The 15,468-nt window shown below is 41.1% G+C and carries 16 protein-coding genes; 10 read left to right on the forward strand and 6 right to left on the reverse strand.

The window, feature by feature from the left end:
• Positions 1 to 3 precede the first annotated feature (3 nt).
• The gene (locus tag KXV15_RS09680; RefSeq protein WP_240007985.1) at positions 4 to 441 is read right to left on the reverse strand and encodes a coiled-coil domain-containing protein; all 438 of its coding nucleotides are present in this window, start codon (positions 439 to 441) and stop codon (positions 4 to 6) included.
• Between the two features lie 130 nt (positions 442 to 571).
• Positions 572 to 1,132, reverse strand: coding sequence for a LysE family translocator (locus KXV15_RS09685; protein ID WP_338050444.1), 561 nt, complete (start codon positions 1,130 to 1,132; stop codon positions 572 to 574).
• On the opposite strand from KXV15_RS09685, the gene KXV15_RS09690 reads away from it, so the two are divergent.
• Entirely contained in the window at positions 1,035 to 1,268 is a 234-nt protein-coding gene (locus tag KXV15_RS09690) for a hypothetical protein (RefSeq protein ID WP_240008330.1), read from the forward strand. The genes KXV15_RS09685 and KXV15_RS09690 overlap by 98 nt on opposite strands.
• A 7-nt stretch (positions 1,269 to 1,275) precedes the next feature.
• Here the strand turns inward: KXV15_RS09690 and KXV15_RS09695 are convergent, their stop codons facing one another.
• Positions 1,276 to 2,475 (reverse strand): pyridoxal phosphate-dependent aminotransferase, encoded by a 1,200-nt coding sequence (locus tag KXV15_RS09695; protein ID WP_420830579.1) that lies wholly within the window; start codon positions 2,473 to 2,475, stop codon positions 1,276 to 1,278.
• Between the two features lie 359 nt (positions 2,476 to 2,834).
• Between KXV15_RS09695 and KXV15_RS09700 the strand changes: the two genes are divergently transcribed.
• The 8 genes from KXV15_RS09700 (at position 2,835) to serB (ending at position 10,996) form a co-directional block, all read left to right on the forward strand.
• Positions 2,835 to 4,628 carry an acetolactate synthase 3 large subunit gene (locus tag KXV15_RS09700; protein ID WP_240007986.1) on the forward strand — a complete coding sequence of 598 codons (1,794 nt, stop codon included), beginning with the start codon at positions 2,835 to 2,837 and terminating at the stop codon, positions 4,626 to 4,628.
• Positions 4,629 to 4,650: 22 nt separating this feature from the next.
• Positions 4,651 to 5,193, forward strand: coding sequence for an acetolactate synthase small subunit (gene ilvN / locus KXV15_RS09705; RefSeq protein WP_240007987.1), 543 nt, complete (start codon positions 4,651 to 4,653; stop codon positions 5,191 to 5,193).
• Positions 5,194 to 5,205: 12 nt separating this feature from the next.
• Positions 5,206 to 5,886: a hypothetical protein gene (locus KXV15_RS09710; protein ID WP_240007988.1), complete on the forward strand. Its 681-nt coding sequence runs from the start codon at positions 5,206 to 5,208 to the stop codon at positions 5,884 to 5,886.
• Positions 5,846 to 6,682, forward strand: a complete 837-nt coding sequence (locus KXV15_RS09715; RefSeq protein ID WP_240007989.1) for a nuclear transport factor 2 family protein — start codon at positions 5,846 to 5,848, stop codon at positions 6,680 to 6,682. Before KXV15_RS09710 ends, KXV15_RS09715 begins: the two co-directional genes overlap by 41 nt.
• A 164-nt stretch (positions 6,683 to 6,846) precedes the next feature.
• The gene (gene ilvC / locus KXV15_RS09720) at positions 6,847 to 7,866 is read left to right on the forward strand and encodes a ketol-acid reductoisomerase (protein ID WP_240007990.1); all 1,020 of its coding nucleotides are present in this window, start codon (positions 6,847 to 6,849) and stop codon (positions 7,864 to 7,866) included.
• A gap of 264 nt (positions 7,867 to 8,130) precedes the next feature.
• Complete coding sequence (locus tag KXV15_RS09725; protein ID WP_240007991.1) at positions 8,131 to 8,835, forward strand: DUF4386 domain-containing protein; 705 nt, start codon at positions 8,131 to 8,133, stop codon at positions 8,833 to 8,835.
• A gap of 642 nt (positions 8,836 to 9,477) precedes the next feature.
• A complete protein-coding gene (locus KXV15_RS09730) occupies positions 9,478 to 10,077 on the forward strand; it encodes a CDP-alcohol phosphatidyltransferase family protein (protein ID WP_240007992.1) in 600 nt (199 codons plus the stop codon).
• A 61-nt stretch (positions 10,078 to 10,138) separates the two neighbouring features.
• Entirely contained in the window at positions 10,139 to 10,996 is an 858-nt protein-coding gene (gene serB / locus KXV15_RS09735) for a phosphoserine phosphatase SerB (RefSeq protein WP_240007993.1), read from the forward strand.
• Here serB and KXV15_RS09740 read toward each other — a convergent pair.
• Positions 10,986 to 11,840 carry a LysR family transcriptional regulator gene (locus KXV15_RS09740; protein ID WP_240007994.1) on the reverse strand — a complete coding sequence of 285 codons (855 nt, stop codon included), beginning with the start codon at positions 11,838 to 11,840 and terminating at the stop codon, positions 10,986 to 10,988. The two genes, serB and KXV15_RS09740, sit on opposite strands and share 11 nt — an antisense overlap.
• A 106-nt stretch (positions 11,841 to 11,946) precedes the next feature.
• Between KXV15_RS09740 and KXV15_RS09745 the strand changes: the two genes are divergently transcribed.
• Positions 11,947 to 12,912: a quinone oxidoreductase family protein gene (locus KXV15_RS09745; RefSeq protein WP_240007995.1), complete on the forward strand. Its 966-nt coding sequence runs from the start codon at positions 11,947 to 11,949 to the stop codon at positions 12,910 to 12,912.
• On the opposite strand, the gene KXV15_RS09750 is transcribed toward KXV15_RS09745, so the two are convergent.
• Together KXV15_RS09750 and KXV15_RS09755 are read right to left on the reverse strand one after the other, a co-directional pair.
• A complete protein-coding gene (locus tag KXV15_RS09750; protein WP_240007996.1) occupies positions 12,889 to 13,758 on the reverse strand; it encodes a DUF817 domain-containing protein in 870 nt (289 codons plus the stop codon). The genes KXV15_RS09745 and KXV15_RS09750 overlap by 24 nt on opposite strands.
• Positions 13,758 to 15,428, reverse strand: a complete 1,671-nt coding sequence (locus KXV15_RS09755) for a phosphate ABC transporter substrate-binding/OmpA family protein (protein ID WP_240007997.1) — start codon at positions 15,426 to 15,428, stop codon at positions 13,758 to 13,760. The genes KXV15_RS09750 and KXV15_RS09755 overlap by 1 nt, the downstream gene beginning before the upstream one ends.
• Positions 15,429 to 15,468: the final 40 nt, after the last annotated feature.

A 15,468-nucleotide genomic window follows, 5' to 3' on the forward strand; every position in this document is an offset into this window, starting at 1 on the left:
TAGCTAATGGTTTAAAACACAAACGTGTTTTTCATCATCGCATAAATGGCTTGGCGCGCAATCATCTTGTGTGTTGCATCTTGTATTGCAAAGGCCGGTAATTGGTTGGCATGAATAGCCGGCGTCCGTGCAATCTTGCTGTGCACCTGCTGTTGTGTGGCTTATGTTATCAGTGCAATAGGCATGAACCAATGATCCACCAAGGCTTGTATATTGGGTAATTTGATTTTTTAAATTGGCATTTTCTTGGGTAAGGGCATCATAACGCGCCTTAAGTTTGCGATATTCAGCTTCATAGTCAGTCGGTGCAACCACCATGTTGGATTTTACCGCATTGTTATTATTGACGCGCGGCGCATTAATTTGTGGAGCTATCTGTGCATTGGCAAAGGATACGCCAGCGATAATGGCAACAAAACCCGCAATAAAAATCTTTTTCATAATTCCCACCCATTATAAAAGGTTATTATTTCGCAGAGACTAACACAGAATTTAATTTTGACGAGTGGGAAAATAGGGGCTTTAAACGAAATATTGTCGCACAATTTATTGTAGCTCGATTTCTTTGCCTTTATCCTGCGTGTTCGGTCAAAATTTTAAATGCAACAAATGCCAAGATTGCACCCAAAACCCATTTTTGTATTTTTATCCATTTGGGATTATCTTTGAAAAAGCGTGCCAATGAACCCGCACTAAAAATCACAATGCCATTCATACAAAGGCTTGCGAAAATTTGAATTAACCCAAGGCAGAAAAATTGAAAATATAAATGCCCGATTTTGGTGTTTATAAATTGTGGTAATATTGAAACAAACAAAACCATTGCTTTGGGGTTTAGTATATTGGTAAAAAATCCCATTAAATAAAGGGTTTTGGGGCTATCGGTCTGAAGCTCTTTAACTTCAAAAATTGACTTTGCATTGGGGTGAACTGCCTGCCATGCCAGATATAAAATATAAATAGCACCCGCATATTTTATTAAATCAAAAGCAAAGGGAATATTCATTATTAATGTCGAAACCCCAACAGCCGACATGAAAATGAAAATTATTGACGCGGTTTGCACCCCAATCATCGAGATAAAACCCGCTTTTGCCCCTTGGGAGATTGAGCGCGAGATTAAATACATCATGTTTGGGCCAGGGCTTGAAGCCATGGCAAATGCCACGATTGAATATCCGAAAAGATGTGAAAAATCGAAAACCATATTTACCTACAACAAAAAAGGCCTTGGAAAATTCCAAGGCCTTTTAAAAGAACTTACCTAGAATTTTCTTACGTCAATGATGCACAGAAACGTTGAATTCGCTCACATGCCTTGGTTAGTGATTCAGTATCGGTTGCATAAGAAATACGGAATGCAGGGCCAAGGCCGAATGCAGAACCATGAACAACCGCAACGCCTTCTTGTTCAAGAAGTGCCGTTACGAAATCTTCGTCATTTTCCAAAACTTTACCGCTTTGGGTTTTTTTGCCCATTAATGCAGCACAAGAAGGGTAAACATAGAATGCGCCTTCTGGTGTTGGGCAATTAAGACCAGTTGCTTGGTTCAACATTGAAACCACCAAATCGCGACGCGCTTTGAAAACTGCTTTACGTTCTTCAAGGAAATCTTGCGGGCCGTTTAATGCCTCAACTGCTGCCCATTGCGAAATTGAGCAAGGGTTAGAAGTTGTTTGTGATGCCATATTTCCCATTGCTTTGATTAACCACTGTGGGCCACCCGCATAACCAATGCGCCAGCCAGTCATGGCATAGGCTTTAGAAACACCATTGCAGGTAAGGGTGCGGTCATAAAGTTTTGGTTCAACCTGTGCGATAGTAAAGAATTCAAAGCCGTCATACATCAAATGCTCATACATATCGTCGGTCATAATCATTACCTGCGGATGATTTAAAAGCACATCTGCCAAAGCGCGCAAATCGTCTTTTGAATATGCCGCACCGGTTGGGTTAGAAGGGCTATTGATGATGACCCATTTTGTTTTAGGGGTAATTGCAGCCTCTAATTCACTTGCGGTTAGGCGATAGCCATTTTCTTCTTTAGTTGAAACGCAAACTGGCGTGCCATTACATAATAAAACCATATCAGGATAAGAGACCCAATAAGGTGCAGGAATAATAACTTCGTCACCCTCATTAATGCTTGCGGCCAAGGCATTATATAAAACAGGTTTGCCGCCTGTTGAAACGTGAATTTGTGCAGGGATATAATCAAGACCATTTTCGCGTTTGAATTTTGCGCAAACAGCCGCCTTTAACTCAGGAATGCCATCTGGATCCGTATATTTGGTTTTACCTTCATTAATTGCCTTTATTGCGGCGTCTTTGATATTTTGTGGCGTATCAAAATCGGGTTCGCCGGCGCCAAGACCAATAACGTCACGACCCTCTGCCTTTAAAGCACGCGCTTTTGCAGACACGGCAATAGTTGGTGAAGGTTTGATTCTTTTTAAAGCATTAGAAGGTTCCACATTAATCTCCATTCATTGCGGTTGGGAACTGTGGGTCTCTATAATCAAGCTTGCCCCAAATTGCAAAACAAGTTTTCCAAAAATTGCACAAATGAGACGAAAGTTTGCACCCATGCGACAAAAAAACTGTTTTCGAGGTGAATTTTGCCTCAATAAACTACTTGACATGCAGGGCGCGCAAATATATTGCTTGAGATATGAAAACTTATGCAAATCTTGTCGTGATCGTGAACGTGTGCTTCTGAGAATTATTTTTCAGGGGTATGCGAAAATTTGGGGCTTTTAAAGCCCCATTTTTCGTTTCAGGGCAATGTTTTTCAACAAAGTTTTAATTATGTACGCAACAGGCAGGGGTAATTATGTCTAGTTCAAAGAACAAATCGGCGAATGATAAATTGATTGGCACAGAAATTTCAGGTGCAGAAATTATTGTAAACGCATTGCGTGAGCAGGGCGTGGACACGATTTTTGGTTATCCGGGCGGCGCAGTGCTGCCGATTTATGATGCGCTCTATCAGCAAGACTATATTACCCACGTCCTTGTGCGCCATGAACAGGGTGCGAGCCATATGGCGGAAGGTTATGCCCGCTCGACTGGAAAGTGCGGCACGGTTCTTGTTACCTCTGGCCCTGGTGTTACCAATGCGATTACGGGTATTGTTGATGCGCTTTTGGATTCAATTCCAATGGTGGTTTTGTGTGGTCAGGTTCCAACGCATCTAATTGGTACGGATGCTTTCCAAGAAGCGGACACAACAGGTCTTACCCGTTCGGCGGCAAAGCATAATTATCTTGTTAAATCGGTTGATGACCTTGAAGGGATTATTCACGAGGCATATCATATTGCCACAACTGGTCGTCCTGGTCCGGTGGTTATTGATATTCCAAAAGATGTTCAATTCGGGAAAACTATTTTCAAAGGCAAGAATTCCTACAAAGACTTTGAATATGATCCAATTACCGAACCTTATATGCCTGCCATTAAAATGGCGATTGATTTACTTGCCAAGGCAAAAAAGCCGGTAATTTATACCGGTGGCGGTATTATCAATGCCGGTAAAGAAGCATCAGAAGCATTGCGTGAATTTGTAAAAATTACCAATTTTCCAATCACATCAACCTTGATGGGCTTGGGCGCATATCCGGCAAGCGGCAAAAATTGGCTTGGAATGCTTGGGATGCACGGCTCTTATGAGGCAAACCTTACTATGCATGATTGTGATGTTATGCTTTGTATCGGTGCGCGTTTTGATGACCGCGTTACAGGTCGCCTTGATGCCTTTAGCCCGAATTCAAAGAAAATCCACATTGATATTGAGCCATCGTCAATCAACAAAAATGTTCAGGTTGATATTGGTATCGTTGCCGATGCGGGTATTGCCACCAAAGCATTGGTAGAGGAATGGAAAAACCATAAAGGTAAACGTCCAAACCTTGAGCCATGGTGGAATGAAATCAATGGTTGGCGCGCGCGTAATTCATTTGGTTACAAAAACTCTGATGACATTATTATCCCGCAATTCGCCATTGAGCGTTTGTACGAACTAACCAAAGACCGCGAAACCTACATCACTACCGAGGTTGGCTTGCACCAAATGTGGGCGGCCCAACATTACCATTTCGAAGAGCCAAACCGTTGGATGACATCTGGCGGCCTTGGGACAATGGGTTATGGTTTGCCTGCTGCGGTGGGCGTGCAAAAGGCGCATCCTGATGCATTGGTTATTGATATTGCGGGTGATGCGTCCGTACAGATGACAATGCAGGAAATTTCATGCGCAATTCAATATAATTTACCGGTTAAAATCTTTATCATGAATAATGAATGGATGGGTATGGTTCGCCAATGGCAACAATTATTGCATGGTGAACGTTATTCACATTCATATTCGCATTCATTGCCAGATTTTGTTAAAATGGCTGAAGCTTTTGGCTGCTTGGGCTTGCGCATTGATAAACCATCCGAGCTTGATGCCAAAATCAAGGAAATGATTGATTATGACGGCCCAGTAATTGTGGATTGCCGCGTTTCAAAAATTGAAAACTGTTTCCCGATGATTCCATCAGGCAAGGCACATAATGATATGCTTATGCCGGATGATTTGGGCGATATCGGCAGCGTTATCACCGATGCAGGAAAAAAACTCGTTTAAATAAAATATTAAGGGTAGAACAATGAACCAACCAGCAAGTGCATATTTTATCTCAGAAGAGAAACCCGAAATTATCAGAACCACTTTGGCGGTTATTGTGAAGAACGAGCCGGGGGTTTTGGGGCGTGTGGTCGGTTTATTTTCTGCACGTGGTTACAATATCGAAAGCTTGACTGTGGCGGAGACCGATCACGCTAAGCATACATCACGTATTACCATTGTTACCTCTGGTACATCGGCAACATTGGCGCAAATCAAGGCGCAGTTAAACCGCATTGTTCCGGTTAAGCGCGTTATTGATTTCCACGGCGATAGTGATGCCCTTTCACGCGAACTGGCATTAATCAAAGTGGCGGGCAAGGGCGATGACCGTGTCGAATCACTTCGTCTTGCGGATGCGTTCAAAGCCAAAGTTTTGGACGCAGGTCTTGAACATTTTACGTTTGAATTAACAGGAAGTTCAAAAAAACTTGATGATTTTATATCTATGATGAAACCTTTGGGTCTGGTAGAAGTATCAAGAACCGGGGTTGCCACCATCCGTCGTGGAAAAGGCAAAGTCTAAAGGTAGTTTTATATGAATCTCAAGTGGAAAATATTCACCGCGATTTTGGTTGTTTTGGTGGCGATTGTCGCTGTTCTAAAATTTGTTCCAATTCACGGTAAAGAGGCAAATATGTTTATGGGGGTTGATGGCGACCCACGTATGAAACTTTGCACTTCGCCTGCCGAAGGTGTTTATGCCAAGCCTGAGATCCTAAAAGCATTTGAAATTTCTGGGCCACTTTTTTTAAGCGACAAGGACAAGGCAATTTACCGCATCTTGGTTTTGCGTCCAATTGACCAAAAATCAATCAGCATTACTTTCAATACGCCTAATACCAAAACTGCGGGACATGTTAAGGTTGGTGTTTTTGAAAAAAATGCTGCAAAATTTGAAGAATCTGATTTAAAATACGAACAGGCGGCTTCCTTGGTAAATTCCTTTGAAGATGCCAAAATCTGGGGTAAGCCAAAACCAACATTGTTAGCAAAGGAAATCGCAATTCCTGCTGAGGCAATTATTGAAATTGCTGCCCCTAAATTAAATAAATGCGTCATAACCCGTTATGATGACGAAAGAATACGCGAGTTGATGGCGGATTTCGATTACCGAATTCCATCAGTTCTAAAGAATATATCTATTGATGGTTTTGCCCCACCGGGGGAGAAGATGTTTGGTAAAAAAGATGCGCCCAAGAAAGACACTGCACATTAAAAATATCGCTTTGATGGCGGTTGCGCCGTTATTTTGTGCCAGTATTACATTTTGTACAAGTGTCGCGGCGCAAGTGCCCGATTGGGGGCCGGCAAAACCTGTTGTCAAAACACCTGCTCAAACTACAAAACCTGCTAATGCTAAGGCGCCGGTTACAAAACCAACCGTAACAAAAGTTGTGCCGACAAAAGTTGTGGCAACCAAAACACCAACCAAGAACAATATTACGCCAACTTTCAAAGCGCCCGAAGTAAATCAACCCTCATCACAGACTGTTTTTAAAGCGCCAACAAAGACGGTCGTTACAAATGTTACCGCCGAAGATCAAAGCCAAGAATTGGTTGCGGTTGATTTGCACCTTGCCTCTGATATTAGCGATTATGGACCTTTGGCGGCATATGCAAAACATTTATCAAAAGCCGGGGTTTTGTATGACGCCGATGGTGGTACGCCCGAAGGTGTAAGTTCCGCCGAGGCACGCTTTAAAGACTTCCCAACCGCCATTACCCTTGTCAGGGTGCCAGAAAAAGCAATGGCATCGGCAAATGGTGGCTCGTCTTGGGGGGCATATAAAATATATCGTGGCACACAATTACTTTCTAGCGGTCGTTATCTTGCGGTATGGCGCAAAGAGCAGGGCGTATGGAAAATTGTTTCCGAACTTGCCGCCGGAAAAGACATGCCAGCACCGGTTTTGCCGGCTAAACCATCAAGCGCACAGGCAACGGGCGCAAAAGAAAACCCCGCTTTGTCAGCCAAAAAGCTAAAAGATGCCTTTGGAAGGACGGTGAATTAATACTTCCTGCTTAATTTAGCATATTTTTTGCCCTTTTTGCTTGACCTTTTGGAAAAAAAGCGCAAATGAACCCCAATAATTTTAAAAATAAGCAATATTATTTTGCGCCAATGCTCAAACTGGCCAAAATTATAATTGGCCAAAGATTCTAACTGGAGAGAAGAATGCAAGTTTATTATGATAAGGATGCGGATTTAGGTTCTATCAAAGATAAAACCATCGCAATTATTGGTTATGGCTCTCAAGGGCATGCTCACGCACTTAATTTGCGTGATTCTGGTTGCAAGAATGTTGTCGTTGCATTGCGCGAAGGTTCTGCTACTGCGAAAAAAGCAGAAGGCGAAGGCTTTAAAGTTGTTTCAGTTACCGAAGCGGCAAAAACTGCTGATATCATTATGATTGTTACCCCTGATGAAGGTCAGGCGGATTTGTATAAAGCGGAAATCGGCCCATATTTAAAAGCTGGTCAGACTTTGCTTTTCGCACACGGTTTCAGCGTTCACTTTGAACTTATTCAACCGCCAAAAGACGTTGACGTTGCACTTGTTGCACCAAAAGGCCCTGGCCACACTGTTCGTGGTGAATACCTAAAAGGTGGCGGCGTTCCTTGCTTGTTTGCGATTTATCAAAATGCTTCTGGCAATGCCGAAAAAACTGCGCTTGCTTATGCTTCTGGCGTTGGTGGTGGTCGTTCTGGCATCATCCAAACTACTTTCCGCGAAGAATGCGAAACCGACTTGTTTGGTGAACAAGTTGTTCTTTGCGGTGGCCTTGTTGAGCTTATCCGCGCTGGTTTTGAAACTCTTGTTGAAGCTGGCTATGCACCAGAAATGGCGTATTTCGAATGCCTTCACGAAGTTAAACTTATCGTTGACCTAATCTATGAAGGCGGTATCGCAAACATGGATTATTCAATCTCTAACACTGCTGAATACGGTCAATATGTAACTGGTCCACGTATCATTACCCCTGAAACTAAGGCGGAAATGAAACGCGTTCTTACTGACATTCAAACCGGTCGCTTTACCCGTGATTGGATGCTTGAAAACCGCGCTGGTGCGCCATCATTCAAAGCAACCCGTCGCCTAAATGCAGAGCATCAGATCGAAGAAGTTGGCGGTCGCCTTCGCGCAATGATGCCTTGGATTGGTAAAAACAAATTGGTTGATAAAGCTAAAAACTAAAATTTGTGGGTCTTTTTGCCTATTAGTGCGTCAGCTTCGCTCGCAAATATGTCCAATATTTGCTTCACTTGCTTCCTGCTACTAGGCTAAAAATCCCTCACAAAATGGCTGGGTGCTTAATCCTAATATACAATAATTTTAAAAGGTCGCTTATGCGGCCTTTTTTGTTAGAAACTTTGGTTTGACATATTTGGTGTATTGGTTATATACTACACTAAGTATTGCTATATAGGTTAAATAACCAACAAAAAAGCGGGGTGTGTGATGCAAAAATCCGAAGTTTCCACAATAAAAAACTTATCATTATTCGGCGGTCTGGCTTATTTGGGCGTAATAATAACCGGCGTGTTTTCCGAAGGCGTTGTTAGGGGTGGTTTGACAGATGGTCAAAATGCGGAAATTACGGTTAAAAATATTGCCGAAAATATGACGCTTTGGCGTTGGGCTGCGGTTTCCGATATTATGACGGTAACATTTGATATTATTGCCGCAGTTTGTATTTATTTCCTTCTAAAGCCAGTAAACAAACAAGTTTCATTATTGGCCGCATTAATAAGGATTGTTGCCGTAACCATTTTGGCGATCGGGGCGGTTTTTCACTTCCTACCAGTGCTTTTAACAAATGGACAAAACTATCTTCAGACTTTTGACACAAGTCAATTGGCAACCTTGGCATTATTATCATTAAAGACGCATAATTTAATCTATCATATCTCTTTGATTTTATTTGCGTTTAACAATGTTATCATCGGTGTTTTGATGTTTAAATCAGAATATTTCCATAAGATAATTGCATTTGCCGCAATTTTATTTGGGGTATCATATTTTGCCAATAGTTTCAGTTGGTTTGTTTATCCTGGCTTTCAATCATTAATCGGTGGCACCGCATTAAAAATCAGCTTTTTTGCCGAATTGGCACTTAGTTTATGGATGATATACAAAGGCATAAGCTTAAAAACCGTAAAGTGATTTTACAATTTTGTTTTAGGCAAATTATTTATAGAAAAGGCTGCTATTAGGCGGCCTTTTTTGTTGATTAATTCAAAAAATGTATTTAGCTTTAATTCAATTTATGGGGGATTTTATGGCCGCACCGACAATTGGCTTTTTGGTGATTTTTTTATCTTTACCAATAATTGTTGCTATATATATGCTTATTCAACTTTTTACATTGATGGAATTGGGTATTAAATCCCTAAAAAAATATTTAAAAACATGATGTTATTTGAATTATGCTAAGCATTTAGAGGCATGTATATGTTTTTTGAGGTGGCTTTGATGGTGTTGCCTACGGTTGATGTTCTTTGGTTTATTTTAGTTTTACCAATATTGCTTGGTCTTTATATTTTTTTCGCTTATTTGTGCTTATGGAATTAGGCATTAAAGCACTTAAAAAATATTTGGCATCGTGATTTAAAGATAATTATTGCACGCGTAAAATACTTGTATTAGCTTTTCAAAAGTTAATTCAAGCCATTTAATTCTAGAGTGGGGCATTGCAGCGATGGTTTTATTCAATTACTTTGAAATAATGATTATTGCATTGGTTATAATCGGAATTATTTTTGAAAAAATCTTCTCATTTTTTGGGTAATTGTATCTAACCTGTTTATGAAGCGGCAAATTCCAACATTACTAATCATATTTAGGTTTATTTGCGGGATTGTCATTTTTGCCACATGTCATTTGCATGCTAAGTTTGCATCAATTATTTGTGTTACCTTGTTGGCGCTTGGGGTTTTATCCGATATTTTTGATGGGGTAATCGCGCGAAAATATAATATCGCTACCGATCGGCTTCGGGTTTGGGATAGTCGTGTTGATGTTGTCTTTTGGCTTATGACGGCAATAGGCTTGTTCATTCTATACCCATCAATTTTAAACACGGCTTGGATAATGTTGGCTGTCCTTGGTGGAATGGAGCTTGTGACACGTGCCATAAGTCGTATAAGATTCAAACGTGAGGCATCACCCCACCATCTTCTTTCAAAGATATTTACATTATTCCTGTGGGCGATGATTTCATCAATTTTTATAAATGGAAAAATTGATACTTTATTTTGGGTAACACTTTTTATTGGAATAATTTCACAATTAGAAGCAATGGCAATAATGCTTATTATTCCAGAATGGAAATGTGATATAAAAAATATTTTTGTGGCTTTACAGCTTAAAGAAGCCAGAAAACAAATGTCAAAAGTAAATATATAGATTGAAAACTTGTGACAATGCCTTTAGTGGATGGCGGAATTTTTTTTAAAGGCAAACCTAAATGAACACCCAAACCCTAACCATTATTTCCCACATTGGCGAAGATGCAATTAATGATGCGATTGCTTTAATAAAGGCGGCGGATGATGGGCATGATGAAGAGGTTTCGGTTGCGGGAAAAATCTTGACCGTTACGCATAATATTGCGCCCACTATTTTGCCGACAATTTTGGAAAAGCTTGCGGATTTAGGACTTGATTATTCAACTATTGCCCCAAGTCCTAAAAAACTTTTTATCGCCGATATGGATTCAACCATTATATCTTGCGAATGCTTGGACGAGCTTGCCGATTTTGCGGGGAAAAAGGAACAGGTTTCGGCAATCACCGAACGTGCAATGGCGGGTGAATTAAACTTTGAAGCCGCATTAAAAGAGCGTGTCATGATGTTAAAAGGGCTATCGATGGATGCCTTGCAAGAATGCTTTGATGACCGTGTGGCACTTAATGAAGGTGCGGTTGAAATGGTTGCGGGTTTAAAAGAGGCGGGGGCGTATTGCGCACTTGTTTCCGGCGGCTTTAAATTTTTTACCGAGCGTGTACGCGATTGGGCCGGCTTTGACGAAGACAATTCAAACGAATTTATCTATGAAAATAATGCCCTTTCAGGCGAGGTTAAAATGCCGATTTTGGGTAAAGAGGCGAAATTTGCCCGCCTTGAATATCTTTGCGAAACCAAAGGAATTGACGCAAAAGACGCAATTGCGATTGGTGACGGCGCCAATGATTTGATGATGATTGAACGTGCTGGTCTCGGCATTGCTTATATGGCAAAGCCAATTGTTGCCGCGCGTGCACCGGCCCGCATTGTTTCGGGAAATCTTATAAGTGTTTTGGGTTTTTGCGGCCTTAAAATTTAGTTTCTTTCAAGCGGTTTTTTAAAAGATCAAAAACAGCGCGATATTTGGGCGTGCTGCGCATATCCTCGTGAATGATTAAATACACTTCGCGCTTTGGATAATGATATTTCATCGGCACGCTCATAAGGTCGGGATATTCATTGGCAACATAATCTGGCAAAAGCGCAAGCCCAAGACCAAGTTTTGCCGCCTCGGCCTGAACAAAAATATCCTCACTTTGTAGCACGATTTTTTCTTTTTCAAATTTATCCAAAATCCATTTTTGTTGCGGGTAATGATTAAAATCATCGGGATAGGCAATGTATCGTATATTGTCGGTTGCGGTATGTTTTAGATAATCAAAAGTGCCATAAAGTTTAAAGCCAAACTCCCCAACCTTTACCGGGACAAAATTTGGTTCGGATGGTTTAGAAAGCCTGATTGCAAGGTCTGCCTCCATGGCATTTAAATCCGCATGGGTCAAAGCGGCATTGATATCAATTTGAAGTGCGGGAAAACTTTGCACAATTTCGGTGATAATTGCGGGTAAAACTATTTTTGAAAATGATGGCGGTGCACTAATCCGAACCTTGCCCTGCATATCGGGGTCAAGGCGTGCAATATCACGTTTAATTTTTAATTCGGTATCAAACATCGCTTTGCCAGATTCGGCAATTATGATTCCAGATGATGTAAGGCGTGCCGTTTTATTGGTGCGTTCAAGTAATTGAACCCCAAGGCTTTGTTCAAGATTTTTGATGCGCCGTGCCACGGTTGAATGGTCAACCCCCAATGATACAGCGGTTTTTGACAGATTTAAATTATTAGAAAACTCAAGAAAGGTTTTTAAATCCTGCCAATCCATATTTACCTCTGTTAATTTTATTGTGCATTTATGCGCAATTGATGCGAATATTTATGCAATTTTCCACAGTGAATTTCAAGGCTATATTTGAATTCAGGAGAATAAAATGAATAAAATTATCAGTTTGAAACAATACGGAAATTCAGAGAACTTAGAGATTTTGGAACAGGCAATTCAACCACCAAATGATGATGAAGTGCAAATTAAACAAAGCGCAATTGGGGTAAATTTTGTTGATATATATTTCCGAGACGGGATTTATAAATTTCCAAACTTACCCGGCGTTTTGGGTGTCGAAGCGGTGGGCGAAATTTCCGCAATTGGCAAAAATGTGTCTGGTTTTACAATTGGTGACATTGTTGCATATGCGGGTTTTCCTATCGGATCATATGTTCAATATCGTAATATTGATGCCCGAAGAATTATAAAAATCCCAACCAAAATTAATTCCAAATTATTGGCAGGTAATTTTCTGCGCGGTCTTACTGCGGCGGCGCTTTTATTTCATGTTATAGAACCAAAGAATGGCATGAAAATTCTTGTTCATAGTGCGGCGGGTGGGCTTGGCACAATTCTTACCAAATGGGCGGCGCATCTTGGTATCGAAATATTTGCAACAGTAAGCAATGATTATAAGGCAGAAATTGCCCAAGCAAATGGGGCTCACCATGTGATTAATTACAAAAGCCAAGACTTTGTAAAAAAAGTTTTGGAAATTACAAATGGCAAAGGTGTTGATTATGTTATTGACGGCGTTGGTGGCGATAATTTGCGTGATAGTTTTAGGGCGGTTAGGCAATTTGGCATTGTTGCCAACATTGGGCAAATTACGCCAATTGCGCCGATAAATATTACGGAAATTACAAATATATTTGTTTCACGGCCCAGCATCTTGTCGCTTATTGAAGACGCTAAAATTTACAAAAGTCTTGCCAAAAAATATTTTGATTTTGTGGTTTCTTCAGGCGGTTTTGAGCACGGGCATGATTACGCATTTGCTGATTATCAGGCGGCATTAAATCTATTAGAAGCTGGAAAGAACATCGGCTCAATCAGGCTTTTGCTTGGCTAAATGCCTTTGATTTGGGCGCAAGATTACCATTACGATTGTGAATGAAATAAACAAAAGCAAAAACCATGCGCCCATTTTCTGCATAGATACCAAATGCCACCCCGCTTGCTTTTGGCTGGGGTAAATCCATGTTTTGGTAAAGGTTCCAATATTTTCGGCGACCCACATAAAAAACGAACTCAAGATCGCCGAAAGCAAAAGCGGCATTTTATAAACCCTGTCCATTGGGCGAAAATGAATTATTGTCCGCCAATAGGTGAGGGCAATGAGCGCAAAAATAATATAGCGAAAATCCCATATATAGTGATGGGAGAAGAAATTTATATAAATCAAAATTGCAATAATGATTGTATGGATTTGTTTGGGATAGTTTTCGAAATACATTTCAAAAACCCGAATTGCCCGCGCCATAAACGAGCCAACCGTGCCATACATAAATCCGGTAAAAAGTGGCACACCACCAATTTTAATTAATGAATATTCGGGATATTCCCAAGAACCAACATGGGTTTTAAAAATTTCCATAATTGTGCCAACGACATGGTATGCCATGATAACTTTTAGCTCTTCAAAGCTTTCAAGTTTAGTCCAAAGCATGATGGATTGGATTATAATTGCCGCCACAAGCAAAAAATCATAGCGGGCAATAACAAAATTAGGTTGCCATAAATAATGCGTCAGCAAAAGCAGTAATAAAAGGCTTGCCGCAAAAAGGCATGACCATGCCATTTTTAAACCAAATAGCAAAAATTCTGCAATTGGTAGCGGAAGTTTACCAATAAAATTCTTGATTATTCTGCGTAGTGGTTGCAGCCATTGTGCAAGTGGATGATTATTGACTTGCATTAGCCTTTTGGCGCAACCTCACCCTCTGATTTGACGGCTTTACCAAGGTGAACCCCAGTTGGGATAACGCCAATTTGTGCGCTTTCCTGTGTCGCTTGTGGGCGATTTTCAACAATACTTACCAATGGACAAGATGGCGGAGGGCAAACCCAAACTTCAACCCGACGATTTTTGATGCGGCCTTCTTCATATGCGTTTGAGCCAACCGGTAAAACATCGCCATACGCCCGCACCATAGATGGGTTAATACCCGCTTGTCCCAAAGTGCTAAGCACTTTTTCTGCACGCGCTTGGGCAACACCAACGTTGGTTTCATGGGAACCTACGTTATCGGCAAAACCAAACAGGGCAATCCTTTGTTGGGTTATTCCTTGGCGGGTCATATATTCTTGTAACCTTGTGACATCGGCAATTGCCTTATTATCAAGGTTGGTTGCGCCCATTTTAAAGCGGAAGTCAAAATTTAGACGTTTGGCGTTACGCGCAAATTCGGTGTAATCACGTGGTGCTTCAGGTGGTGGTTGAAAACCTTCTTCCAAAAGTTTTTGCGCGCCGTATCCGTCTTTTTCGACAATTTCTTGTCCCGCACTTGTTAAAGTGAATTTTGCAAAATCTTCAAGCGCTTGGTTTGAAGTTGTTGTGCCGATATAAAGCAAAATTCTTTCAACAAAAGGATAAGCTTCGGTCGAGATATTGAACGAATTTGGTTCAAAGGCGCGGGCATTACGTTCATTTACTGAAACCATTTTTACGCCTGATGTGTTTCCATCTTTATGTGCAAAACCAATTGCATCTTTATCGGCATCTACCGCCTTTATTACTTCGTTAGCGCTTTTATAGGTTTTTGCTGCATCACGTAATTCGCGGTCGCCAAGAAGCTTTGCCAAAAGGCTTGCATTTTTATCGCCGCCTTCTTCTTCAACGCGGATGTTGATTTCACCGCTTTTTTTGTCTGAAATCTCTGACCAATCGGTGATTTCACCCGAAAGAATGCGGCCCAAGGTGTCGCCGTTAAAAGTAGAAATATTATTGCTTGGGTTTACAAAAACAAATGAAACATCATGCCCAATAACTTTTTCATTATCGGGTGATGTCATATCACCATATGCCGATAATTTGTCTGCTTCGGTCGGAAGGATTGAACGCAGTGAATAGACACCTTCAACGCGACCCTGTTGCATGGCGTCAAAGCCACCTTTTGCCGAACCCAGTGATAATAATACACGGTATGATTTGCCGCCTTTTGAACCACTAATCGTCGTCACATTGGCATCTTTTGAAACGCCAACATTGCCATAGCCAGATGATTTCATCCATGCGACCACCAAATCAGGCATAAGGTTTTCACCAACTCTTTTACGTCCGGCAAGGCGGAATAAAACATCGGCTTTTTTTGCGCGCCCTGGTGCAAAATCACCCTGAACAGGGACAAGCCCCTCTGCCTCAGCATTTTTTGAGTTAGCAGCCTTATTAAATGTCCAGCTTAGATAGCCAATTGAACCCAAGCCGCCGATGATAACCGCAATTAAAAACAAGGATATCCAGCCAAAAATATCCATTTTGGCAAATATGCCGGGTTTTTTGCGGCGGCCAAAAGTTTCATCAATATCATCACTATTGCGTGCAGTTTTCCATATATCTTTTTGATTAGAATTTTTTTCTTCAGACATTTAGGCAAAACTCCGGCTGTGAATGCATTGCTTATCTTAA

The sequence above is a fragment of the Pseudaquidulcibacter saccharophilus genome, from assembly GCF_019455445.1.
Taxonomy (GTDB): domain Bacteria; phylum Pseudomonadota; class Alphaproteobacteria; order Caulobacterales; family Aquidulcibacteraceae; genus Pseudaquidulcibacter; species Pseudaquidulcibacter saccharophilus.

Coding starts and splice junctions, on each gene's coding strand:
- KXV15_RS09680 (WP_240007985.1), bottom strand. CDS start 441: ATGAAAAAGATTTTTATTGCGGGTTTTGTTGCCATTATCGCTGGCGTA.
- KXV15_RS09690 (WP_240008330.1), top strand. CDS start 1,035: ATGAAAATGAAAATTATTGACGCGGTTTGCACCCCAATCATCGAGATA.
- KXV15_RS09685 (WP_338050444.1), bottom strand. CDS start 1,132: ATGATGTATTTAATCTCGCGCTCAATCTCCCAAGGGGCAAAAGCGGGT.
- KXV15_RS09700 (WP_240007986.1), top strand. CDS start 2,835: ATGTCTAGTTCAAAGAACAAATCGGCGAATGATAAATTGATTGGCACA.
- ilvN (WP_240007987.1), top strand. CDS start 4,651: ATGAACCAACCAGCAAGTGCATATTTTATCTCAGAAGAGAAACCCGAA.
- KXV15_RS09710 (WP_240007988.1), top strand. CDS start 5,206: ATGAATCTCAAGTGGAAAATATTCACCGCGATTTTGGTTGTTTTGGTG.
- ilvC (WP_240007990.1), top strand. CDS start 6,847: ATGCAAGTTTATTATGATAAGGATGCGGATTTAGGTTCTATCAAAGAT.
- KXV15_RS09725 (WP_240007991.1), top strand. CDS start 8,131: ATGCAAAAATCCGAAGTTTCCACAATAAAAAACTTATCATTATTCGGC.
- KXV15_RS09730 (WP_240007992.1), top strand. CDS start 9,478: ATGAAGCGGCAAATTCCAACATTACTAATCATATTTAGGTTTATTTGC.
- serB (WP_240007993.1), top strand. CDS start 10,139: ATGAACACCCAAACCCTAACCATTATTTCCCACATTGGCGAAGATGCA.
- KXV15_RS09740 (WP_240007994.1), bottom strand. CDS start 11,840: ATGGATTGGCAGGATTTAAAAACCTTTCTTGAGTTTTCTAATAATTTA.
- KXV15_RS09745 (WP_240007995.1), top strand. CDS start 11,947: ATGAATAAAATTATCAGTTTGAAACAATACGGAAATTCAGAGAACTTA.
- KXV15_RS09750 (WP_240007996.1), bottom strand. CDS start 13,758: ATGCAAGTCAATAATCATCCACTTGCACAATGGCTGCAACCACTACGC.
- KXV15_RS09755 (WP_240007997.1), bottom strand. CDS start 15,428: ATGTCTGAAGAAAAAAATTCTAATCAAAAAGATATATGGAAAACTGCA.